Source organism: Roseobacter sp. YIN89 (genome assembly GCF_057219365.1).
On sequence record NZ_JBXVVD010000002.1, the window covers coordinates 692,702 to 712,703 of the forward strand.

At 57.2% G+C, this 20,002-nt stretch carries 23 protein-coding genes; 13 read left to right on the forward strand and 10 right to left on the reverse strand.

The window, feature by feature from the left end:
* Nucleotides 1-122: 122 nt before the first annotated feature.
* The 9 genes from AC2D8V_RS09520 to AC2D8V_RS09560 all read right to left on the reverse strand — a co-directional run bounded on the left by AC2D8V_RS09520 (nucleotide 123) and on the right by AC2D8V_RS09560 (nucleotide 9,390).
* On the reverse strand, nucleotides 123-950 hold the full coding sequence (locus AC2D8V_RS09520) for a 3-oxoadipate:acetyl-CoA acetyltransferase (RefSeq protein WP_484733290.1): 828 nt from the start codon (nucleotides 948-950) through the stop codon (nucleotides 123-125).
* Nucleotides 947-1,828, reverse strand: a complete 882-nt coding sequence (locus AC2D8V_RS09525) for an intradiol ring-cleavage dioxygenase (RefSeq protein ID WP_484733291.1) — start codon at nucleotides 1,826-1,828, stop codon at nucleotides 947-949. The genes AC2D8V_RS09520 and AC2D8V_RS09525 overlap by 4 nt, the downstream gene beginning before the upstream one ends.
* 9 nt (nucleotides 1,829-1,837) lie before the next feature.
* Nucleotides 1,838-3,592, reverse strand: coding sequence for an FAD-dependent oxidoreductase (locus tag AC2D8V_RS09530; protein WP_484733292.1), 1,755 nt, complete (start codon nucleotides 3,590-3,592; stop codon nucleotides 1,838-1,840).
* A 2-nt stretch (nucleotides 3,593-3,594) separates the two neighbouring features.
* The gene (locus tag AC2D8V_RS09535; protein WP_484733293.1) at nucleotides 3,595-4,650 is read right to left on the reverse strand and encodes a branched-chain amino acid ABC transporter permease; all 1,056 of its coding nucleotides are present in this window, start codon (nucleotides 4,648-4,650) and stop codon (nucleotides 3,595-3,597) included.
* Nucleotides 4,650-5,513 (reverse strand): branched-chain amino acid ABC transporter permease, encoded by an 864-nt coding sequence (locus AC2D8V_RS09540; RefSeq protein WP_484733294.1) that lies wholly within the window; start codon nucleotides 5,511-5,513, stop codon nucleotides 4,650-4,652. The genes AC2D8V_RS09535 and AC2D8V_RS09540 overlap by 1 nt, the downstream gene beginning before the upstream one ends.
* Entirely contained in the window at nucleotides 5,510-6,217 is a 708-nt protein-coding gene (locus tag AC2D8V_RS09545; RefSeq protein ID WP_484733295.1) for an ABC transporter ATP-binding protein, read from the reverse strand. Before AC2D8V_RS09545 ends, AC2D8V_RS09540 begins: the two co-directional genes overlap by 4 nt.
* Complete coding sequence (locus tag AC2D8V_RS09550; RefSeq protein ID WP_484733296.1) at nucleotides 6,217-6,936, reverse strand: ABC transporter ATP-binding protein; 720 nt, start codon at nucleotides 6,934-6,936, stop codon at nucleotides 6,217-6,219. The genes AC2D8V_RS09545 and AC2D8V_RS09550 overlap by 1 nt, the downstream gene beginning before the upstream one ends.
* Nucleotides 6,937-7,025: 89 nt before the next feature.
* On the reverse strand, nucleotides 7,026-8,300 hold the full coding sequence (locus tag AC2D8V_RS09555; protein ID WP_484733297.1) for an ABC transporter substrate-binding protein: 1,275 nt from the start codon (nucleotides 8,298-8,300) through the stop codon (nucleotides 7,026-7,028).
* A gap of 25 nt (nucleotides 8,301-8,325) precedes the next feature.
* On the reverse strand, nucleotides 8,326-9,390 hold the full coding sequence (locus tag AC2D8V_RS09560; RefSeq protein WP_484733298.1) for a maleylacetate reductase: 1,065 nt from the start codon (nucleotides 9,388-9,390) through the stop codon (nucleotides 8,326-8,328).
* 116 nt (nucleotides 9,391-9,506) lie between these two features.
* Between AC2D8V_RS09560 and AC2D8V_RS09565 the strand changes: the two genes are divergently transcribed.
* Nucleotides 9,507-10,430, forward strand: a complete 924-nt coding sequence (locus tag AC2D8V_RS09565) for a LysR family transcriptional regulator (RefSeq protein WP_484733299.1) — start codon at nucleotides 9,507-9,509, stop codon at nucleotides 10,428-10,430.
* A gap of 191 nt (nucleotides 10,431-10,621) precedes the next feature.
* Here AC2D8V_RS09565 and AC2D8V_RS09570 read toward each other — a convergent pair whose 3' ends face one another.
* Nucleotides 10,622-11,401 (reverse strand): thermonuclease family protein, encoded by a 780-nt coding sequence (locus AC2D8V_RS09570; RefSeq protein WP_484733300.1) that lies wholly within the window; start codon nucleotides 11,399-11,401, stop codon nucleotides 10,622-10,624.
* A gap of 404 nt (nucleotides 11,402-11,805) precedes the next feature.
* Between AC2D8V_RS09570 and AC2D8V_RS09575 the strand changes: the two genes are divergently transcribed.
* The 12 genes from AC2D8V_RS09575 to AC2D8V_RS09630 all read left to right on the forward strand — a co-directional run bounded on the left by AC2D8V_RS09575 (nucleotide 11,806) and on the right by AC2D8V_RS09630 (nucleotide 20,002).
* Nucleotides 11,806-11,988 (forward strand): hypothetical protein, encoded by a 183-nt coding sequence (locus tag AC2D8V_RS09575; RefSeq protein WP_484733301.1) that lies wholly within the window; start codon nucleotides 11,806-11,808, stop codon nucleotides 11,986-11,988.
* 112 nt (nucleotides 11,989-12,100) lie between these two features.
* Nucleotides 12,101-12,364: a hypothetical protein gene (locus AC2D8V_RS09580; protein ID WP_484733302.1), complete on the forward strand. Its 264-nt coding sequence runs from the start codon at nucleotides 12,101-12,103 to the stop codon at nucleotides 12,362-12,364.
* A gap of 286 nt (nucleotides 12,365-12,650) precedes the next feature.
* Nucleotides 12,651-12,806 (forward strand): light-harvesting antenna LH1, beta subunit, encoded by a 156-nt coding sequence (gene pufB, locus AC2D8V_RS09585; RefSeq protein WP_484733303.1) that lies wholly within the window; start codon nucleotides 12,651-12,653, stop codon nucleotides 12,804-12,806.
* A 12-nt stretch (nucleotides 12,807-12,818) separates the two neighbouring features.
* On the forward strand, nucleotides 12,819-13,163 hold the full coding sequence (locus tag AC2D8V_RS09590) for a light-harvesting protein (RefSeq protein WP_484733304.1): 345 nt from the start codon (nucleotides 12,819-12,821) through the stop codon (nucleotides 13,161-13,163).
* Between the two features lie 105 nt (nucleotides 13,164-13,268).
* Nucleotides 13,269-14,711 (forward strand): PucC family protein, encoded by a 1,443-nt coding sequence (locus AC2D8V_RS09595; RefSeq protein ID WP_484733305.1) that lies wholly within the window; start codon nucleotides 13,269-13,271, stop codon nucleotides 14,709-14,711.
* Nucleotides 14,708-15,805 (forward strand): PucR family transcriptional regulator, encoded by a 1,098-nt coding sequence (locus AC2D8V_RS09600; protein WP_484733306.1) that lies wholly within the window; start codon nucleotides 14,708-14,710, stop codon nucleotides 15,803-15,805. The genes AC2D8V_RS09595 and AC2D8V_RS09600 overlap by 4 nt, the downstream gene beginning before the upstream one ends.
* A 178-nt stretch (nucleotides 15,806-15,983) precedes the next feature.
* Nucleotides 15,984-16,367 (forward strand): Fur family transcriptional regulator, encoded by a 384-nt coding sequence (locus tag AC2D8V_RS09605; RefSeq protein WP_484733307.1) that lies wholly within the window; start codon nucleotides 15,984-15,986, stop codon nucleotides 16,365-16,367.
* 27 nt (nucleotides 16,368-16,394) lie between these two features.
* Entirely contained in the window at nucleotides 16,395-17,045 is a 651-nt protein-coding gene (zrgA, locus tag AC2D8V_RS09610; RefSeq protein ID WP_484733308.1) for a zinc uptake protein ZrgA, read from the forward strand.
* Complete coding sequence (locus tag AC2D8V_RS09615) at nucleotides 17,045-17,746, forward strand: ABC transporter ATP-binding protein (RefSeq protein ID WP_484733887.1); 702 nt, start codon at nucleotides 17,045-17,047, stop codon at nucleotides 17,744-17,746. Before zrgA ends, AC2D8V_RS09615 begins: the two co-directional genes overlap by 1 nt.
* Entirely contained in the window at nucleotides 17,743-18,993 is a 1,251-nt protein-coding gene (locus AC2D8V_RS09620) for an ABC transporter permease (RefSeq protein ID WP_484733309.1), read from the forward strand. The genes AC2D8V_RS09615 and AC2D8V_RS09620 overlap by 4 nt, the downstream gene beginning before the upstream one ends.
* On the forward strand, nucleotides 18,990-19,496 hold the full coding sequence (locus tag AC2D8V_RS09625; protein WP_484733310.1) for a DUF3299 domain-containing protein: 507 nt from the start codon (nucleotides 18,990-18,992) through the stop codon (nucleotides 19,494-19,496). Before AC2D8V_RS09620 ends, AC2D8V_RS09625 begins: the two co-directional genes overlap by 4 nt.
* Before the next feature lie 29 nt (nucleotides 19,497-19,525).
* Nucleotides 19,526-20,002 carry a DUF3299 domain-containing protein gene (locus AC2D8V_RS09630; protein WP_484733311.1) on the forward strand — a complete coding sequence of 159 codons (477 nt, stop codon included), beginning with the start codon at nucleotides 19,526-19,528 and terminating at the stop codon, nucleotides 20,000-20,002.

Genomic DNA, 20,002 nt, shown 5'->3' on the forward strand with positions numbered 1-20,002 from the left:
AACAACCACTTCGTCGCGCAATTAAACACGATGGGGTTTGGAAATTTTCCTGTTGCGATGGACCGGCAATCGCTTGGGGTCGGTGGGGTTCGTAACCCGTCAGCTAAGCCAGAAATGCTAACCTAACTCAAACCCAAGATCGCACGGGCTTGAGCCGGGTTTGCCACCGGTCTTTCGTGCTGCACGCAGATGTCAACAAGACGTTCTACTAATGCGGCATTGGAGGGTGCCAAAGTATCCTTGTCCAACCGGATGTTGTCCTCAAGGCCGGTCCGCGCATGGCCGCCAGAAGACACAGACCACTCGTTGAGAACCGATTGGTTCGCGCCAATCCCGGCCGCGCACCACGGGACATCCTCGCCAAAGAGACGCCTGACCGTCCGGACATAGTAGTCGAAGACATCGCGATCTGCTGGCATGGCGTTCTTTACCCCCATCACAAACTGCACATATGGCGTGTCTTTGATTTGACCCCGCTTGTGCATCTCGGCAGCTTTGAGGATATGTGACAAATCGAATGCCTCGATTTCGGGTTTCACTTCATTCTCCAGAATTTCAGCCGCCAACCAGTCAACAAGATCGGGTGGATTCTCATAAACCCGCGTTGGAAAGTTGTTGGACCCTACCGACAATGACGCCATGTCCGGCTTTAATGACAACATACCGCCCCGTGTCTTGCCGGCGCCGGACCGTCCCCCCGTGGAAAACTGAATGATGATACCGGGGCAGTGTTTTTCCAACCCTTCCTTGAGTGCTGCAAATTTCGCAGGGTCGCTTGATGGACTTTCATCATCATTGCGCACATGGGCATGAACAATGCTTGCGCCCGCCTCGAACGCGGCCTGCGTACTTTCAATCTGTTCGCTGACCGAGATTGGCACGGCGGGGTTGTCGGATTTGCGTGGCAGGCTTCCGGTGATCGCCACGCAAATGATGCAGGGAATGGTCATTGAACCGGCGCGAGTACAAAGTCGTGAACCACCTCATAAAAAGGCCCCTTTGCACCTTCTTTTTCGATGCGCGCGGGATCCTCGATGAGGTCAAACTTGGCAAGCAGGCTCTCTTTGACACCAAACACCGCATCAGAACGAATGTACTCGTCGTCAGGATCAAAAATATGCGTGATCAATGTCTCATAACCGTCCGCCTCAAGAATGTAGTGCAAATGCGCGGGGCGATAAGGATGCCGGCCGAGGCTGGCCAGCAGCTTTCCAACCGGCCCATCGTCCGGGATAGGATAGAACCGAGGCTTTGCGCCCCAAAACATGTAGGTTCCGTCAGCGCCCGTGCGAAACACGCCCCGCAGATTGAAGTCCGGCTGAATCCCCTTTTGCTGAACATCATAGAAGCCGTCGTCGTTGGTCTGCCAGACATCGATCTTGGCGCCTTCGATAGGGTCTCCGTTGGTGTTTAGTATGCGGCCCTTGATCAGCATTGGGTGGCCTTTGCCGTCTAGGCAGATATTGGCGCCCATCGGAAGCTCTGGCACGTCCGGAACATGAAACGGGCCCAGTACGGTCGATTCCGACGCGCCACTCGGTTTGCGGTTGTTGATCGCATCTACCAGCATCGACACGCCAAAAATATCGCTGAGCAGGATGAACTCCTGTCGCCAATCATCCGACATCTGGCCGGTTTTGGTCAGAAACATGATTGCCGCCAACCACTCTTCCTGCGTTGGTTCAATCTCTTTCACGGCGGCGTGCAGATGACGTGTCACCGCTTCGATCACCTGTGCCAGTCTTGGTTCTGTGGTTTCGGCAATCTGGCTGACGACGACATCTGCCGAGTTTTCTTCTGTGAAGTAGCCTTGATCTTGAGCGGACATTGTTGCCTCCTATCGCGCCAGAATTGCCGTCATGACGCGGGTAAGTTCCGCGACTGGATTATCGGCCATCGCATCATTGCGCCAACACACATGCTGGTCCGGGCGGGTCAAAATGCAGCCGGAATCGCCGATCTCACGGGCACGCGCCCAGTCACCCGTGTGGTCGACATACTCTTGCCGTGGGCCAATCACGTGTGCCTCCAGCTTGATGCCAAGGTCTTTGGCCACGGTTTCCGCAGCGTCAGCCCAGCCTTTGCCCCCCAGCCCTGTGAAAAGTGTGAAGGCCCCTCCTCCCGCCAAATCAAGCGTGGAGTGCTTTCCGCCTTGGTCATCGAAAAGCCACGCATGGGGGATACGGGCACCGGGCCAGGTCGTTGGTTGATAGTGCAAATCGGCATCAAGGGCGAAATCGGGCTCGATCTGCCCGTCGGTCACAGTCGCATCCGATTTGTATCGCTGGTTCATCTCAACGCCATGGGCGTCAAACTCGTATTTCTTGAAGGCAATTGCGGCATTGAGCGCGTCGCGCTGCGCCTCTGCCTCGGGGGTGCTGTCGCAACGGGCATCCATGTTGGCCTTGATCTTCTCGATATCCGTGCCGCCAGTCATGCCAAGCGCCTCGAAGATCGGGCCGAATTCACCGATAGACTGGTTGGCTCGAGTGACGATCTGCTTGGCAATCGGTGCGCGTTCTTCTGAGTAGCTGTCCAGCAGATGCTCCCCTGCTTCGCCTTTTACGACGGCGGCCATTTTCCACGCCAGATTGAAGGCATCCTGAATGGACGTATTGGAGCCCAACCCGTTTGAGGGTGGGTGGCGGTGCGCGGCATCGCCCATGATAAACACCCGGCCCTTGGACAATTGCGTGGCATAGGCATCGTTGACCGTCCAGGTGTTGGCGCTGATCAAATCAATCTCCAACTCCGGATCACCGACCAGTTGACGGGCCACGTCAGTTGCCATCTTCTGATCTACGTCGGGCGCAGGTTCATTGATGTCGTACCCCCAAACAATCAACCACTCGTTCCAAGGGCGGATACAACGCACAAGGCCCATCCCGATCCCGCCTACGTCAGCCCCGGGTTGCATCACCCAATAAAGAACGGAAGGTCTGTGGGCGACGTACTTTGACAGGTCTGCGCGGAAGTAGATGTTCATCGACCCACCGACCCCCATCTTGCCTTCGAATGGCAGGTTTTCGTTCTCGGCGACCAGCGAATTGCCGCCGTCAGCGCCGATCAGATACTTGGAGCGGATCGTAAATTCCTTGCCTGTCAGGCGATCAAGGCAAGTGGTCGTGACGCCCTCGGCATCTTGCACGTGGCTTTTGTACTCCGTGCTCATCCGTGCGCGCGTGCCGCGTTTGCAGGCCGTCTTGAACAGGATCGGTTCCATGAAGGTCTGCGGCAGGTCGTTCATGAAGCTGGGCGACGACAACAGATGTTCCGCCTTGGAGAGCGGATGCGTGCCCCAAGACTTCATCCGTCCAATTTCTTCTCCCGCCAGGCTTTCGCAAAAGACATTCTCGCCCATCAGGCTTTGATCCATCGCGTTGAGATAGACTTCGTCTTCGACCTCTTTGCCCAGATCGCGCAGCACTTCCATTGTGCGCTGGTTGGTGATGTGAGCACGGGGCGTGTTTGCCAGCCAGTGATAGCGGTTGATGACGATGTTCTCGACACCATAACTGGACAACAATGCCGCGCTCGTCGAACCGGCCGGACCGGTGCCAATAACGAGGACCTCAGTTGTAATATCAGCCATGTTCATTCCTCCGAAAGCTTAAGTTGTCCGCCGGAAAGACGGCGGCGAATTGGGAAAAGGTGCAAGCCTGTGCGCTCTGACAAAAAGCCCCAGAGCCCGCGGGGCGCTACCAGCATGATCACGATGGCCAGCACACCGAGGGTCATCAGGTACCAGCTGCCAAAGTCAGCGAGCAGCGATTGCAGCGCAAAAAAGACCAGCACTCCGATGATTGGACCTTCGATGGTGCCGATGCCACCAATCACCACGATGAAGATGACGTATGCCGTCCAATCCGTAACGCTGAAGGCCGCGTCGGGACTGATCCGCGCCTTCTGCATGTAGATGAGACCACCGGCGAGGCCCGTGCCGAAGGCCGAGGTCAAAAAGACGATCCACTTCATACGGCCAGCGTCGACGCCAACAGACTTTGCAGCCTCGGTATTGTCCCGAACGGCAGCCAGCGCCAACCCGCGACGGGTACGGAGCAACCAGTAGATGCCGCCGATCGTAGCGAGGGCCAGAATCAATGCCAGCCAATAGGCGAGGATGTCACGCGCAGCAGCCGACCGAACGCCGAGCGCCACTTCAATCATCTCGACAAACCACATATCGCGCGTTGCTTCACGCGGCAAAGAGGTTCCCGTGCCGCCACCAAGGGTTTTCCACTGCGCGACAAGAAGTCGGACAACCTCGGCAATGACCCATGTGCCGATCGCAAAATAGGCCCCGTTAAGACGGAATGCGAAGAAGGCAGTTGGGACTGCAATTATCAAGGCAGCGATTCCGGCAAGCAGAATCGATGGAACAGGATCGAGCCCCCAAAGAATGACAGCGCCAAAGAGCGCATAGGCACCCATCCCTACGAATGCCTGCTGCCCGATGCTCACCAGCCCGCCGTATCCCGCCAGAAGGTTCCAGAACTGCGCCAGAACGAGCATGGTCAGAATAAAGAACATGTCCTGAATGGTTCCGCGTCCAGCGTAGAAGGGCAGCGCCAGTAAAGCGACAACGAGTATCGCGCCAAGGATAGCGGCGATCCGAGAGGCGGGCGTTTGGGTTGTTACAGAGTAAGCCATCAGTCATTCGCTCTCGGAAAGAGGCCACGGGGCCGGACAAGCAGGACGATCAGAAATGCCAGATGCCCCGCAAGGATTTGCCATTCCGGGTTGATCGCGGCCCCGACAGTTTGTGCGACACCGATAATGATTCCTCCCAAAAGCGTGCCCCAAAGCGAGCCAAGGCCACCGATGATGACCGCCTCGAACGCATAGATCAGGCGCGCGGGTCCGATGTTGGGATCGAAGTTCGCCCGCAATCCCAAGTAGAGCGCGGCAATTGTGACGATGACGAGTGCGATGCCGGTCGCGGTTGCGAAGATATTGGCAGGCTTGATCCCCATGAGGCTCGCGGTTGTCGCGTCATCCGAGGTGGCTCGGAACGCGCGACCTAGCTCGGTCCGGTAGAAGAGTTGGTTCAGCCCCACGATTACGAGAATTGCCGAGGCAAACGTCAAGAGCGGCATGACGCCCAGCGTGATCGGTCCGGCATCCACAGACGCAGTTGTCAGCGCATTTGTAGGCAGGCGCTGACTGTCGGCCGAGAACCCCTCCAGCAACGCGTTCTGCAAAGCGATTGATAACCCGAAGGTTACCAGAAGCGGCGGCAGGATATCATCGCCAAGCGTGCGGTTCAGCAGGTAGCGCTGCAAGCACCACCCGAGCGCAAACATCAACGGCATTGCAATCAATACGGCAACGAACGGCGACAACCCCAGCAGTGTTACCAGAACGAGGATCAGATAAGCCCCCATCACGATCAGGTCGCCGTGGGCGAGGTTCACGAGCCGCATAATACCAAAGACGAGGCTGAGCCCTGATGCAAAAAGTGCGTAAAGCCCGCCCAACAGGATGCCTTGAATGATTGTGTCGATCCAGATCAATGGCCCGCTCCGAAATATGCGTTATGGATGTCTTCGCGCGACAGGCTTTCGGGTGTACCCGAAAGCGTCACGCGGCCTTCCATCATGCAGTAAACGCGGTCGGCGACGGCCATGGCCTGTGCAATGTCCTGTTCGACCACAATCAACGAGGCACCGGCCGCCTTGATTTGCGGGATTGCCTTGTAAATGTCTTTGATCACGACCGGCGCGAGGCCAAGGCTGATCTCATCACAGAGCAGCACGCGCGGGTTGCTCATCAGCGCCCGCCCGATGGCGACCATTTGCTGTTGTCCACCCGACAGGGCCGTACCGGGATTGTTGCGACGTTCGCCAAGGATTGGAAAAAGATCGTAAACGGTCTTCAGGTTCCAATGGCCGCTGATCTTGCGCCCATATGTGCCGATCAGCAGGTTTTCCTCGACACTTAGCGAAGGGAATAACTTGCGCCCCTCAGGCACCATCGCAACCCCTTGGGCCATGATCTCGTCGGCGGCTTTGGATCCTATCGACGCCCCGTCAAAGGTTACCGACGCCGCATCGTTGCGCAGCACGCCGGAAATAGAGCGCATCAAAGTTGTTTTTCCGGCGCCATTTGCACCGATGATCGCGATGGTTTCCGCTTCGCCAAGTTCAATGTCGACACCGAAGAGTGCTTGGAAATCGCCATAATGCGCGACCAGGTCATTTGTTTGTAAAAGGGCCATCAGACTTCGATGCCCAGATAAATTTCCTGCACTTCGCGGCTGGCCATGATCTCATCCGGATCGCCAAGGCCGATCACCTTGCCAAAGTCCAGTACCAGCAAACGTTCGACCACCGATGTCAGGGCATGCAGTACGTGTTCGATCCAGATGATCGTGACACCCTGAGCGTGAATATCCTTGATGGTGCGGATCAGCGCCTGGCATTCACCCTCCGTCAAGCCCCCCGCGATCTCGTCCAGCAAAAGCAGTTTCGGGTGTGTCGCCATAGCGCGAGACAGTTCCAGCCGCTTGCGTTCCAGCAAGGAGAGCTGCCCCGCCGGTACATTGGCGCGCTGGATGAGTTCGGTGCGCTCCAGCACGTCGGCACAATCATCGCGCACCTCCCGCTCTGACAGGTTGCGCCCGTGCGTGGCGGCGACAAGCAGGTTTTCATACACGGTAAGCTTTTCAAAAGGTTGCGGAATCTGGAACGACCGCCCGATCCCGGACAAACACCGTTCCATCGCAGAGACTTTCGTCACATCACGACCTTCAAAGTGGATGCTGCCCTGATCCGAGCGGATGTTGCCCGTGATCAGGTTGAACAGCGTCGATTTGCCAGCCCCGTTCGGGCCGATGATACCGAGCGCCTGACCCTGAGGGACATCGAAGCTGGCGTCGTCCGTTACAGTCAGGGCGCCGAAACTTTTAGAGACTGAATTGAGTGACAGGATCGACATGCGGGTTCCTTGACCGAAAACATTGGCCATTCGATTGAAAGTGGAGGCGTGCGACCCGACGCTTTGGCCGGATCGCCAGACTGGAAGGCTTAGGAAATCTCTTCCATCGTGCCGCCGGTCGGGATGTCGGGGTGATCCGAATTGTCCACGATTACGAGATCATAGCCGCCGCCATCCTTCAGCCGCCACTGGCCACCAACAAGTGGGGTCTTGGCGACATTCTGAACCGCGAAAGGAGGCAAACCGGCGCCGTCGAAAGCGATCCGACCGACCATCGAAGAAAGCTCAGTCGCCGCAATGGCAGAAGCCACTTCATCGGGGTCACGGCTGTCTTCCACGCGACCCATAACGTTGGCTGCCATCTCGAACAGGGCGTGCACAAAACCGATGGGTTGGGTCCACTGCTTGCCCGTCGCCGCGGTGTAACCCGCGGCAAGATCAGCGGCCGACTGGCCTGTCAATGATGATGCGAACGGGTGTGAAGGGGACCACCAAACTTCCGAACTCAGGTTGTGCCCCTGATCGCCAAGTGCCTCGACCGCTTGCGGGAACAGGATCGCCTTACCGATACTGGCCGCCTTGGGGTTGAACCCTTGCTGCTTGGCCTGCGTCCAGAACGTTGTAAAATCGGGTGGAATTGGCACACCAGTCACGATCTCGCAGTTTGCAGCTTTGAACGCGTTGATCTGCGCGCTGAAATCATCTGTCAGGTTCTGGTAACGACCCGTGTCGGTCAACGTGAACCCCTGCGCATCCAGCACTGGCGGGAAGCCAACGTTCGGATCGCCCCAAGCGTTGCCGTCACCATCATTAGGGAAGATCGCCCCGACCGATTTGTTTGTGTCGAGCTGGTTCCACATAGCGGTGAAAGTCGAAATCACATCCTCGAGGCCCCAGAAGAAATGGAAGCTGAAATCAAACGGACGCCAACTGCCCGGATTGCCGGGATTGCCCTGTTGACCGATGAAATAGGGCTGCCACGGCGCGACAGTAGAGATGACCGGGATCTCCTCGGACTCGCAGGTCGTCGCAACGGGGTTGGTTGTCTCAGGCGTCGAGGCGACAAGCATCATGTCGATCTCGTCGTCGATAATAAGCTCTTTGGCAACTTCTGCTGCTCGGTTCGGGTTGGACTGGCTGTCCTTTACGATCACCTCGAAATTGGCACCAGCGTCAGACGCCAGAAAGCCATCGATGATGAACTGATCGGCTTCCGAGAACGCCGCCAGCGGTCCCGATTGCGGGCTCACATAACCAAGGCGGATCTTTGCCCCCTGCGCCAAAGCAGGGGCAGCAAGACCCCCGGCAGCAAAGGTCAGCCCTGTGGCGGCAGTTGATTTCAGAAGTCTGCGGCGTGTGATCATGATGTCCTCCCAAACGTCGTTGTGATTATTCTAATGGTGTGTCCCCAGCCCAAGCCGCCTGCAAAAGCGCGCGGATTTCCACGCGCGTGACGGGTTGCGGATTCGGGTAGGGTTTTGTGGTGGCAAGATCGGCGGCGCGGTCGAGGTCTTCTTCATTAAGCCCCAGATCACGCAGCGCGGTTGGCGCATTCATCTCTTTCGCAAAGTTGTACAAGGCTGTCCCGGCATTGCTTCCGCCCAAAAGATCGCAAATCGGGCGCAGGTCTCCGGCAGCAGCTCGGGCGTTGTAAGCAATGGCATGCGGCAAGACGATGGCGTGCGTTTCGGCGTGCGGCAAACCAAATGAGCCGCCCAGCGTGTGACAAAGCTTATGATGTAAAGCCATCCCGACCCGGCCCAGGACGGTGCCACAAGCCCATGCACCCCGCTGTGTGGCTTCGCGCGCATCAAGGTCTGCGGGGTCTAGCAACACCTTGGGCAAACCGTGGACAAATGCGGTCAGCCCATCGATGGCCATCGCAGTCGTCTCGACGGTTTTGTTAGGCGCATAGAGCGCCTCTGCCGCATGAGCCATTGCATTCAAAGCCGACGTAACCGTCATAGAAAGCGGAAGGGTCATAACCAGCTCGGAATCGTAAATAATCACCTCTGGCAACACGCTTGGATCGCTCAGCGTTGTTTTTACGCCGTCTTCGGTCTGGCCGAGAATTGGCGTGCATTCGCTTCCCGCATAAGTCGTCGGGATGACGAATTGCGGCAAGTCTGTCCGGTACGCGATCGCTTTTCCAAGACCTGTGGTCGAGCCGCCGCCGATGGCAACGACGCAATCGGCTTGGGTTTCTTTGACATGGGCCAGCGCTTCTTGGGTCACATGCACAGGGGTGTGCATCTCCGCTTTGCAAAAGACACCAGCAGCCAAGGGGCCGAGATGCTCTGCGATTTCAAGGGCTGCGTCGCATTGTTGAGGAGTGGAAAGCACCAGTGCTTTGGACAGCCCTTGTCTGCGTAGTTCGGTCGCGACCGTCTCCCGTGTTCCTGCGCCAAAAACAACACGAACGTCCTGACTTGTCGTTTCGGCTGGCTGTCCCAAAGAGTGTCTCCAAATCTCTACTACGGTCAGAATAGCGGCGGAATTTCCTTTGTTGATCGAATGTGCAGCAAAGAATATAACTTGATGATATGAAAATAGACCCAAACCATCTCCATATGCTTTCGGCTATCATCGATTCCGGGGGGTTGAGTGAAGGCGCCCGCGTGCTGAACAAGTCTCAGCCAAGTGTTTCTCGATCTGTTGCCATGCTCGAAAAGCGGCTGGGATCACGTCTGTTCGAAAAGGGGAAAAGACCGCTCAGGCCAACCGAACTTTGCCGGACGCTGGCAGAACAGGGTCGTATCATAGATGCCGCTGGGGTGGCGGCCCAGACCGCCGTGGAACGATATTCCGGAGGCAAAGCCGGGACAGCCCGAATCGCCGGAACACCGATTTTTATGGACGGGGTGATCGCTGGCATGATGGCTTCCTTTCAAGCCGCCTACCCTGATGTCACGATCCATCAATCCTATGGGTACTTCACCGAACTGTCGGAGCAACTGAGTGTCGGCAACATTGATCTGGCCATTTGCCCGGTGCGTCCAAGCGAAGTCCCCCCCCATTTGAATTTCAAGCCGATCTTGCGTGGACGGAATGTCATCGCTTGTGCGCCGTCGCATCCGCTCGCGCGCCAGTCAGCGTTCAAGCTGCATGACATTGCAGCTTATCCTTGGATCGCGCCACCTGCTGGAAGTCCGCTTTATACCGATCTTAAGGGCGCGCTGGACAGCATCGGCATCACGGATTTTCGTGTCAGCTTCACAGGAGGATCACTTGCTTCGATCTTCAGCGTTATCGCCGGGTCAGATTCGCTGACCGTGCTTCCGTACTCTGTCGTCTTTATGCAACGGGCAGCGAATACAATTACCGCCCTGCCGGTAAAGTTGGAACATCCAGAACGCGAACTCGGGCTTTTGTGGCATGTCGACCGGCCTGTCCGTCCAGCAGTCCGGCGATTTCAAAAATTTCTGGATGCCGAATTTACCGGGCTCGCGCATCGCATTGACGAACGCGGCCGGGAGGATATCTGGCGTCGCTAGTTTTGGCGTATTGTCGTTTAACGATTGTAACCCCGCTCAGGTCTCAGCGCGGTTGCGCTACTGGCTCAAAGCGCTGCTTTTGTCACCCAGGGCTCTATGCTGCCGTTCGGTGCTGTCACACCATCTTTGCCACTGGTCTTTGAACTGCCGTTTGCCAAGAAATGTATCAACGTAGGCTTTGAGAACAAAGATCAGCAGTCTCGGCGCGCTTCAAACTTTTCCCAAACAAACATTCGACCCTTTTGACGGGCGTCAGCGAGCCACAGCTTTTTCCGAATGCCGGGCAGTTCGAGCTTGGTGTAAATGCCACCAGAAAACTTCGGCCAGTCTATCGCCAATCCTTGCTTGACCAGTTCGGCGGAAAGATCGCGACCATCGGGCAGATAACAGCGCGCAACCGTTCTGCCATAATGATCTGTGTCTGTTACTTCGGCGCGTATCTTGTGGCCTTTGCACAGTCGGACCATCGCCCATTTTGCTTTTTGACCATACGGGTGGTCCAGCTCGGGTGCGTCGATACCAAACAGCCGGATTTGGGTTTTGTTGATCACGATGGTGTCGCCATCCGTCACATAGGCAGTACCGCTTACTACCTGATGCCCGTGTCCGTGCTCCGAAGTTTTCGCGTCAAAAGGTTCGGGGTCTTTCCAAGCATCCCCTGCAGAGGAAATACGTCTGGGTCCATTGGGCCGCTTTGTCTTCGGGAGTGTACCTTCAGTGCCCCCGTTTCCCCGCACAAGACGCAGGCTCGCCGTGCGGGCCCCGTAGTGCCGCGACCTGGGCAAGTCCAAAGGTGGGAGCTCGTCTGTCTCTACTACGGAAAGATGCTTTCGCGACTTTCGCTTGCGTAACAAAAGGAAAAGAAGCGCCAGCAAAACCGCTGCAATTACTACTTCCTCCAGACTTACGCCCCCAATCGGTAAAGTAGGTATTTCCGTCTCGACCGCGCTGGTTGTTTCGTCGCCCCGCATCTTGGGCCGAAGTGAGCTTGTGGGCGGAGGTGAATTTATCTGCATAACTGTTAACATTGCCCTTTACTAACAACAACCTCCGGTAGTGTCCCTGTGAATCTTGGAGGAAATGGAAAACACACTGTTTCGACAACCGAACCAGCCGTAAAAAGAACCGCGGTTACTTTAGACAGCATGAGCTACCCTCCTCCTTCTGGAAGATTTCTAAGCAATCGTCTTGATCGGTTCTTGTTGTTGTTTGCCAACTCTTTGCGAATTTCAGCCATGAATTGAGGACTGGCGAAAAGCGTCTAACCATTCATGCGATGCAATGCGCAAAATGGCTTTCCGCCAAACACGCCAACATAAAGTGTATATTTATCAGCGGCTTTCTAACTCTTGCAGATCAGCGTGCAGCAGATCGATTGCGGTACTCGCCTCCAACAAAGTCACGCGGTCCGGACACGCCCAAGGCACTGGCCCTGCCTCTTTTCGAGGCCAAATCGCGTGATGCCTATTTGACGGACGGGGTGTACCCACTTTACGGCCAATTGGCCGTAAACCGTGGCGGTGCCGGCATGCGGTGCCCCGCGCCTCATATGATCTGACGCACCAGCGGTATGAGGTTATCTGGTCGCATACCTGCGGCCACATGACGGGTTTGCAAGGTCAGGATATTGCAAAACGGATCCCGCGGTTGCCGGTTATGGCGAATGGCGAATGGCGAGCAGATCATCATATTTGACGACCGGCACACCATTGACGCCTGTTTTCAATACCGGGCTGGTTCCTCTATCGATCAATTACTTCGCATTAACCCGTCTCGGCTATGCGAAACACCTTCCCTTCGGCGCGATTTCCGCCAATACCGGAGAAGGCACAGGCGGCGTGCAGCCGCCTGACGACTTTACCTTGCTATCTGGCATCCCCTCACGTGCCCGACGCGGTGTTTTCAAAACATGCGCTTACAAGGGCAAAAGCTGAATTGCCCACCATTTTTTTGGCCTTATCCAGCCGTCATCACGACTCCGCGGCAGAACACAAGTGATGCGACTTCCCGGTAAGGCTTTGATTTTTAACACTAACCACCAATTTTCCCCAGATCAAAAACTGTCAATCAAAGTTTACTGTTTACAGTGTAAGTTAAAATTGACATCATTTTAGGATCGTTTGTGCCATTTCTGGTGCAGCGTGGGTGCAACGGCGGGGCTGTTCTTAACACCGCACAGCCACGCTCTGCTCCCTACTTCAACTATGGAGGAGATCGGATATGTCCGACGATCCAGATAAGGTATGGCCAACCGGTCTGACCTTAAAAGAAGCTGAAGAGGTTCACAGCTACCTCATCGATGGCACCCGTGTATTCGGGCTCATCGCGCTTCTTGCACACATTCTTGTGGCGTTCTCGACGCCTTGGCTGGGCTAAGGGGATTACGTTATGAACAATGCAAAAATGTGGCTTGTAGTCCCCGCGGCTGTAGGGGTACCGGTGTTTCTAGGCGCAGTAGCTGTGGGCTCTTTCGCAGTCCACGTTGCGGTTCTCAGCAACACTTCATGGGTGTCGGACTTCCTGTCTGGCAAACCTATTGGAAGCGGCGATCAGATGGCAGCGGCAACAACCGTTCCGGACGTAGACGCGGCCAAGGCATCGTATGCCGTCGACCAACTTGATGGGTCGAAGGAAATTACGGTCGTCTTGCCCGATGGCACCGTCGCGCGTGCAATTCTGAAGCAGGACGAAGTCCTTGCCTCGGCGGCACCACCTTTGATTGCCACTGATTAGGCGATCCCGCGCCGCGGGCGTTCGCGCCCGCGGGCAACCTTCCGGCAGACCGGCACCGGACGTCCTCCCGCCCAGCGCCGCGCTGCCCATTGAAACGGGAAAGCAATGCTCGACTACCGCACCTTCGCCTTGCGCAAGATAGCAACCGTTGCGCCGAGATACCTGCCCTTTGCAGATGTCGCATCCGAAGAAGTTCCGCTTTCCCGCTTGCTCAGACTTTCCCTTTTTCAGATCACTGTCGGCATGGCGCTCGTTTTGCTGGTCGGCACATTGAACCGAGTTATGATCGTCGAACTGGCCGTTCCGGCGACGCTGGTGGCCGGTATGCTGGCCCTGCCCTTGCTATTTGCCCCCTTTCGTACACTGATTGGTTTCAAATCCGACACCCACCGCTCTGCGCTTGGCTGGCGACGTCTCCCCTATATCTGGAAAGGGACAATGTACCAGTTTGGCGGTTTCGCCGTCATGCCCTTTGCGCTGCTGGTGCTGACAGGCTACGGCGAAGCCGTGGATGCTCCGCGCTGGGTTGGTCTGTCGTCCGCCGCGCTGGCATTCCTGCTGGTTGGTGCGGGTTTGCACATGGTGCAGACCGTCGGCCTTGCTTTGGCAACCGATCTGGTGCGCCGCGAAGATCACCCGAAAGTCGTGGGGTTGATGTACGTTATGCTGTTGATCGGCATGGTCATCAGCGCACTGATCTACGGCGCATTGCTAGCCAGCTATACGCCCGGACGGCTCATTCAGGTCATCCAGGGGTCTGCCGTTGTGACCGTCGCGCTCAACCTTGTTGCCATGTGGAAGCAGGAAAGCCGCGATCGTGAACGCGCGCGCCGGATGGAGATGGCAGAACACATCAGCTTTGCGACCGCATGGCGCCAATTGATCTCGCAGCCCGGAACCGTCCGGCTGCTGGTCGTGATAGGATGCGGCACTTTCGGCTTCGGGATGGCAGACGTTCTGCTGGAACCTTACGGCGGTCAGGCGCTTGGATTTTCGGTCGCTGAAACGACGCGACTGACGGCGATACTGGCGGGCGGCACGCTTGTCGGCTTCGGGATTGCATCGCGGGTCCTGTCAACAGGAAGCTGCCCTGTTCGGCTGGCAACACTAGGTGCTGCGATTGGCATTCCGGGGTTCGCGGCAATCATCCTGTCGTCGTCTCTGGTAGGCCCCCTGCTTTTCGTGCTTGGCACCTTAGCAACCGGGATCGGCGCAGGCCTTTTCGGGCACGGAACGCTGACGCAGACCATACGCTGTGCGCCACCACGGCAGATCGGTCTGTCGCTTGGTGCATGGGGCGCCGTGCAGGCCACCTGCGCTGGCATTGGCATCGCCCTGGCAGGTATTGTGCGCGATATTTTGGTCGCATTGCCCGCATTTTCGGGACTTCAGCCACAAACACCCTATAATATAGTCTTCACGGTCGAGATACTCTTTCTTGGCCTGGCCATTCTGGTGGCCGTCCCGCTCGCAGTGCGCACCCTTACAACCTCGGCGCAGGAGAACGCGCCGCATACACAAAGAACCCCGCTGGAGGCGCCACCATGACACTGGTAATCACGCGATATTTTGACAGCGCGGCAAAAGCCCGCGACGCCCGCTTTGAACTTTTGCACCGCAGGCGTTTTCCACTGAAAATTGTTCATCTGTTCGAAGATGGCGCCGGTCTTGCCGACACGCTGACACGGATGCAGGTCGATGCTGATACTGCGCAGACCTATCAAAACAAAGTGGCGCAAACCGGTGCCGTTCTGATGGTCGAGGCAGGTCACAGGCCCCTTGGCGTCGCAAAGACAGCCCGCACCGTCATGGATGATATGGGCGCCGAAGCGTTGCCAGACCTGACGCAGCAGGTCTACGTCAACGATGACAACAGCCCTCCCGGAAGTGTGTTCCGGCACCATCCCCACATCCTGCACCGCCCGCGCGATCCGCTGTCGTCCAACCATCATATGGCCGACTGGCCGATTGGCCTGATCAGCCGGCGCAAACCATTCCGCCAGAGTGTCTTTCCACCGCATTCGCGCATGGCCAGTTGGCCCATCGGATTGCTGCTACCGGGAAGCACACGGTTTGGCCGCTTCCCGTTTGATTTCCTCATCCCGGGACACAAGCATCAGGCAAACTGGCCCATCGGCCTTCTTTTGCCGGGCAGCAAGCGGTACGGGCGTTTTCCTTTTGGCCTGCTTATTCCAGGTCACAAGTTCCAGGCCAAATTCCCCTTTGGCCACCTTATCCCGGGCCACAAGTTCCAAGCCAAGTTTCCGTTCGGCCACATCATTCCCGGCCACCCGCGCATGGCAAACTGGCCCTTTCCGCTGCTTATCAACGGCAAGCAGGGCCAGAACGCATTGGTGCCGGGGCATAAATACATGGCCAAGTTCCCGTTTGCGCATCTTGTGCCGGGGCACAAGTACATGGCTAAAATCCCGTTTGGCCACATCGTGCCAGGGCACAAATACATGGCCAAGTTCCCCTTTGGCCATATCGTGCCAGGCCACAAGTTCATGGCCAAGTTCCCGTTTGCACACATCGTGCCGGGGCACAAATACATGGCCAAATTCCCGTTCGGCCACATCGTGCCGGGGCACAAATACATGGCGAACTTCATCTTCCCGCACACAAAAACGCGTGCAAGCTAAGCAGTCGTAGCGAAAGGGGCGCAGAGATTTCTGCGCCCTTACTCCTTTCTCCCGTTTGATAGACCTGCGCGACAGCGCCGCAAAAGCAGGCAGCCCAACACGGTGCGGTCAATCCGCTCATAATAATCTGTTGCTGTTTGTTATTTTATAAAATAACAAAAGCTGAGGGGGTAGATACATGCGCAAACAGGCAGCAGTCAGACAAGCCGATATTCTCGGGGTCCTCAAAAGGTCCGCGGCACCGCTGACCGCCTATCAAATTCTGGAATCGCTGCGCGAAGGCGAACCCGAGATCGCGCCACCGACCGTTTACCGGGCACTCGACGCGCTGATGGCGCAAGGCAAAGCGCACCGCCTCGCATCACTCAAAGCCTTTGTGCCCTGCCGATGTGATCACGGCCGCGCGCTTCAGGTACTGGCGATCTGCGACACCTGTGGCACGGTCGAAGAACATGACGGAACCGACTTGCTTGATGCATTGGCAACACTCGCGGGAAGCAACCGGTTCTCCCCCACAAAACATATGATTGAAATCCAAGGACAATGCGCGTCTTGCGCGTAAAACCTGCAGCTTATCAGGAGACCCCGAATGTTCAGACCTAGTTCACTGTTCCTTGCCATGCTCGCCGCTACGGCTGCCAACGCCGAAACGCGCGAACTGGGCAGCCACGAACACGGAATAAGCACGCTTGATATAGCGGTTGAAGGCACGGACATCGCCATGACATTGGCGGCTCCCGGCGCTGACATCGTTGGTTTCGAATATCAACCAGAAACGGACGCAGACAAGGCTGCCGTAGACGACGCAATTGCGGCACTTGCCGATCCGCTTGCGCTGTTCACCCCACCGGCATCAGCCGCGTGTACGGTGGTGTCAGCCACAGCACGCCTGATCCTTGAAGATGATGAAGCGCACGATCACGAAGATGACCATGGTCACGACGACCATGCTGAAAAAGAGCATGACCACGACGATGATCACGGTCACGATGACCACGACGAAGCCCATGATCATGACGAGGATCACGCCGAGAAAGCTTCTGGCGGCCACAGCGAGTTTGAGGCCAAGTACCTGCTGACGTGCAGCGCGCCAAAAGAGTTGTCGCAATTGCAGTTCGCATACTTCGACAAATTTCCGAATGCACAGGAAATCCGGGTGCAAATCGTCGGTTCAGCAGGCGCTCAGGCGTTTGCCGTCACCGATCAGGCACCCTCTCTGACACTGCCGGAACTCTTCTGATCGTGACCGACACGACCGTCATTGACGTGCGCCATGTCGCCTTTGGCTGGCCAGGAAAGAACGGTTTTGAATTGGGCATTCCCGCCTTTGCTGTGGAACGCGGTGAAACCGTGCTGTTGCTGGGCGAGAGCGGGTCAGGAAAATCGACACTGCTTTCCCTGATATGCGGTACGGTGCTGCCGCGATCAGGGACGGTCGAAATCAACGGCACTGACATCACCAAGCTGCGCGGCGGCGCGCGCGACAAGTTCCGCGCCGATAATATCGGCGTGGTGTTTCAGCAGTTCAACTTGCTGCCATTCGGGACAGTACGCGACAATATCGTGCTGCCCCTGCAGTTTGCAGCAAAACGGCGCCGCAACGTGACTGACCCGTACGCCGAAGTGACCAGCCTGTGTCAGTCGCTCGGCCTGCCCGACGCCATCGAAACGCGCAGGGCAGCCGATCTGAGCGTCGGCCAGCAACAGCGCGTTGCCGTGGCACGCGCGCTTATCGGCGCGCCCCCCCTGCTCATCGCGGACGAACCAACGTCCGCGCTCGACGAAAACCACCAACGGCAATTTCTCGACGTGCTCTTTGCGCAGGTGCATGCTCAGGGCGCAAGCCTTGTAATGGTCAGCCACGACCCGCGCCTTGCCGCCCGCTTCGACCGCCATTTGCAGATGTCCGATATTGTAGCCGAGGCCGCGCCAATCACATGATGCTAAGGTTGGCCGCAGGCTCGCTGATGGCGCGGGCAGTCACAGTCACGATGACCGTTCTGGCAATTGCTCTGTCGGTAACACTCTTTCTGGGCGTCGAGAAACTGCGCACAGGCGCCAAGGCGAGTTTTGCTGATACCATTTCAGGGACCGACCTGATTGTCGGCGCGCGCTCCGGGTCGGTTCAGCTTTTATTGTACTCCGTCTTTCGCATTGGCAACGCGACCAACAACATCACGTGGCAGAGTTATCAAGACATCGCCGCCCGGCCCGAAGTTGACTGGATCGTACCGATTTCGCTGGGCGACAGCCATCGGCAATTCCGTGTGATGGGCACCAGCAACGGCTTTTTCGACCACTACAAATACCGTCGAGACCGCGGGCTGACGCTTGAAAGCGGCGCCGTCATGGACGACCTCTTTGACGCGGTCATTGGCAAGGACGTTGCGGACACACTCGGCTACGGCATCGACGACCCGATTGTGATTTCGCACGGGGTCGCCTCGTTCACCGACCATAAAGAACACCCGTTTCGCATAGCCGGCATCCTAGAGAAAACCGGCACGCCGGTGGACCGCACAGTCATCGTCTCGATGGAGGCCATCGAAGCGGTACACGTGGACTGGCAGGGCGGCGGTCGCCGGCCCGGCGCTGCGACGCCGTCCGAGGTGATCCGCGAAATGGACCTGACACCAAAGGCGGTAACGGCCGCTCTGGTTGGCGTTGCAAGCCCATTGCAGACCTTTGGCTTGCAACGCGCGATCAACACCTATCCGGAAGAGCCGTTACTGGCAATTTTGCCCGGTGTCGCGCTGCAGGAACTGTGGGGCATCGTCGGCATTGCCGAGACCGCGCTTCTGGCAGTATCGCTGCTGGTCGTGGTTACAGCATTGATCGGAATGATGGCGACCGTCTTTTCCAGCCTGAACGAAAGGCGGCGCGAAATGGCTATTTTTCGCGCAATGGGAGCCAGCCCGATGACGATTGCTGCTTTGCTGCTGTTAGAAGCTGCCGTGACAGCGACGCTGGGTGCGCTTTTGGGGATTGCCATGCTTTATGCCGCGCTGGTCGTTGCACAGCCGATGATCGATGCTACATACGGCCTGTATCTGCCTATTGATCCACCCACGGCCCGCGAATACCTGACTTTGGCAGCCGTGGTGGCCGCTAGCGCGATTGTGAGCTTGATCCCCGCCCTGCGCGCCTACCGCTTGTCTCTTTCTGATGGTATGATGGTAAAGACATGACACACGTAACAAAAAGACAACTGATCGCGACAGGCTTGGCCAGCGCAATGATCCCGGGTTGGGCCCGGGCCGAGGCGCCGCGCGATCTGTCATGGGACGATCTTATCCCGCCGGGCGTGGCCTACGCCGAGATCATTGGCGAAGGTGCCATGGATATCGAAAATGATCTGTGGAACCCGATCTACGATGAAAACGCCACCAAGCTGAACACAGCGCTCGAGGGCGAACTGATCCGGATGCCCGGTTACATGATCCCGTTGGAACTGGACGCCAAAGGGGTCACCGAGTTTATCCTCGTGCCCTATGTGGGCGCCTGTATCCACGTTCCACCGCCGCCCCCTAACCAGCTTGTACTGGTCGACACAGCCACGCCATGGCCCAGCGACCAACTTTGGGAAGCAGTTTGGGTGACAGGGCGTATGGGCACCGGTTTCAACACCTTTGACATCGCAGAAACGGGCTACACCCTAACAGCCATCAAGATGGAGCGCTACGAATGGTAACCGGGCCTTTGCTGACCCGGCGACGGATCATGGCCCTGACAACCGCGCTTGTTGCGACACCGCGCGCGGCCTGGCCACAAGATTACATTGACCTCAACTGGCAAGACCTGCTGCCCGAAGGCAGCGACGCGTTGCCCAGCGCATTGCGCGCGCTCTTGCCGCATGACGAGACGGCCACGCCGCTCGCGTCGCAACCTACATCAAGCGAAGTGCGCACGGATTGGAACGGCATGATCGTCCGCCTTCCGGGCTACGTCCTGCCGACCGAATATGACGGCACAGGGGTAACTGCCTTTATCCTCGTGCCATTTGTTGGCGCCTGTGTTCACGTACCACCACCGCCGCCAAATCAGCTGGTTTTTGTGACCACGCAAACGCCTTATGAAATGAAAGGCATTTTCGAAGCGGTCAACGTGATCGGCATGTTTGGCACGGCTGCGACAAGCACCCAGCAAATCAACATCGGCTACGCCCTTTCTGCCGACGAAATCGTTCCATTCGGCTGA

What these genes read in the sequence shown, in the direction of transcription:
- AC2D8V_RS09520 (WP_484733290.1), bottom strand. Translation starts at nt 950, where the DNA reads ATGACCATTCCCTGCATCATTTGCGTGGCGATCACCGGAAGCCTGCCA.
- AC2D8V_RS09525 (WP_484733291.1), bottom strand. Translation starts at nt 1,828, where the DNA reads ATGTCCGCTCAAGATCAAGGCTACTTCACAGAAGAAAACTCGGCAGAT.
- AC2D8V_RS09530 (WP_484733292.1), bottom strand. Translation starts at nt 3,592, where the DNA reads ATGGCTGATATTACAACTGAGGTCCTCGTTATTGGCACCGGTCCGGCC.
- AC2D8V_RS09535 (WP_484733293.1), bottom strand. Translation starts at nt 4,650, where the DNA reads ATGGCTTACTCTGTAACAACCCAAACGCCCGCCTCTCGGATCGCCGCT.
- AC2D8V_RS09545 (WP_484733295.1), bottom strand. Translation starts at nt 6,217, where the DNA reads ATGGCCCTTTTACAAACAAATGACCTGGTCGCGCATTATGGCGATTTC.
- AC2D8V_RS09550 (WP_484733296.1), bottom strand. Translation starts at nt 6,936, where the DNA reads ATGTCGATCCTGTCACTCAATTCAGTCTCTAAAAGTTTCGGCGCCCTG.
- AC2D8V_RS09555 (WP_484733297.1), bottom strand. Translation starts at nt 8,300, where the DNA reads ATGATCACACGCCGCAGACTTCTGAAATCAACTGCCGCCACAGGGCTG.
- AC2D8V_RS09565 (WP_484733299.1), top strand. Translation starts at nt 9,507, where the DNA reads ATGCTTTCGGCTATCATCGATTCCGGGGGGTTGAGTGAAGGCGCCCGC.
- AC2D8V_RS09570 (WP_484733300.1), bottom strand. Translation starts at nt 11,401, where the DNA reads ATGCGGGGCGACGAAACAACCAGCGCGGTCGAGACGGAAATACCTACT.
- AC2D8V_RS09580 (WP_484733302.1), top strand. Translation starts at nt 12,101, where the DNA reads ATGGCGAGCAGATCATCATATTTGACGACCGGCACACCATTGACGCCT.
- pufB (WP_484733303.1), top strand. Translation starts at nt 12,651, where the DNA reads ATGTCCGACGATCCAGATAAGGTATGGCCAACCGGTCTGACCTTAAAA.
- AC2D8V_RS09590 (WP_484733304.1), top strand. Translation starts at nt 12,819, where the DNA reads ATGAACAATGCAAAAATGTGGCTTGTAGTCCCCGCGGCTGTAGGGGTA.
- AC2D8V_RS09595 (WP_484733305.1), top strand. Translation starts at nt 13,269, where the DNA reads ATGCTCGACTACCGCACCTTCGCCTTGCGCAAGATAGCAACCGTTGCG.
- AC2D8V_RS09600 (WP_484733306.1), top strand. Translation starts at nt 14,708, where the DNA reads ATGACACTGGTAATCACGCGATATTTTGACAGCGCGGCAAAAGCCCGC.
- AC2D8V_RS09605 (WP_484733307.1), top strand. Translation starts at nt 15,984, where the DNA reads ATGCGCAAACAGGCAGCAGTCAGACAAGCCGATATTCTCGGGGTCCTC.
- zrgA (WP_484733308.1), top strand. Translation starts at nt 16,395, where the DNA reads ATGTTCAGACCTAGTTCACTGTTCCTTGCCATGCTCGCCGCTACGGCT.
- AC2D8V_RS09620 (WP_484733309.1), top strand. Translation starts at nt 17,743, where the DNA reads ATGATGCTAAGGTTGGCCGCAGGCTCGCTGATGGCGCGGGCAGTCACA.
- AC2D8V_RS09625 (WP_484733310.1), top strand. Translation starts at nt 18,990, where the DNA reads ATGACACACGTAACAAAAAGACAACTGATCGCGACAGGCTTGGCCAGC.
- AC2D8V_RS09630 (WP_484733311.1), top strand. Translation starts at nt 19,526, where the DNA reads ATGGCCCTGACAACCGCGCTTGTTGCGACACCGCGCGCGGCCTGGCCA.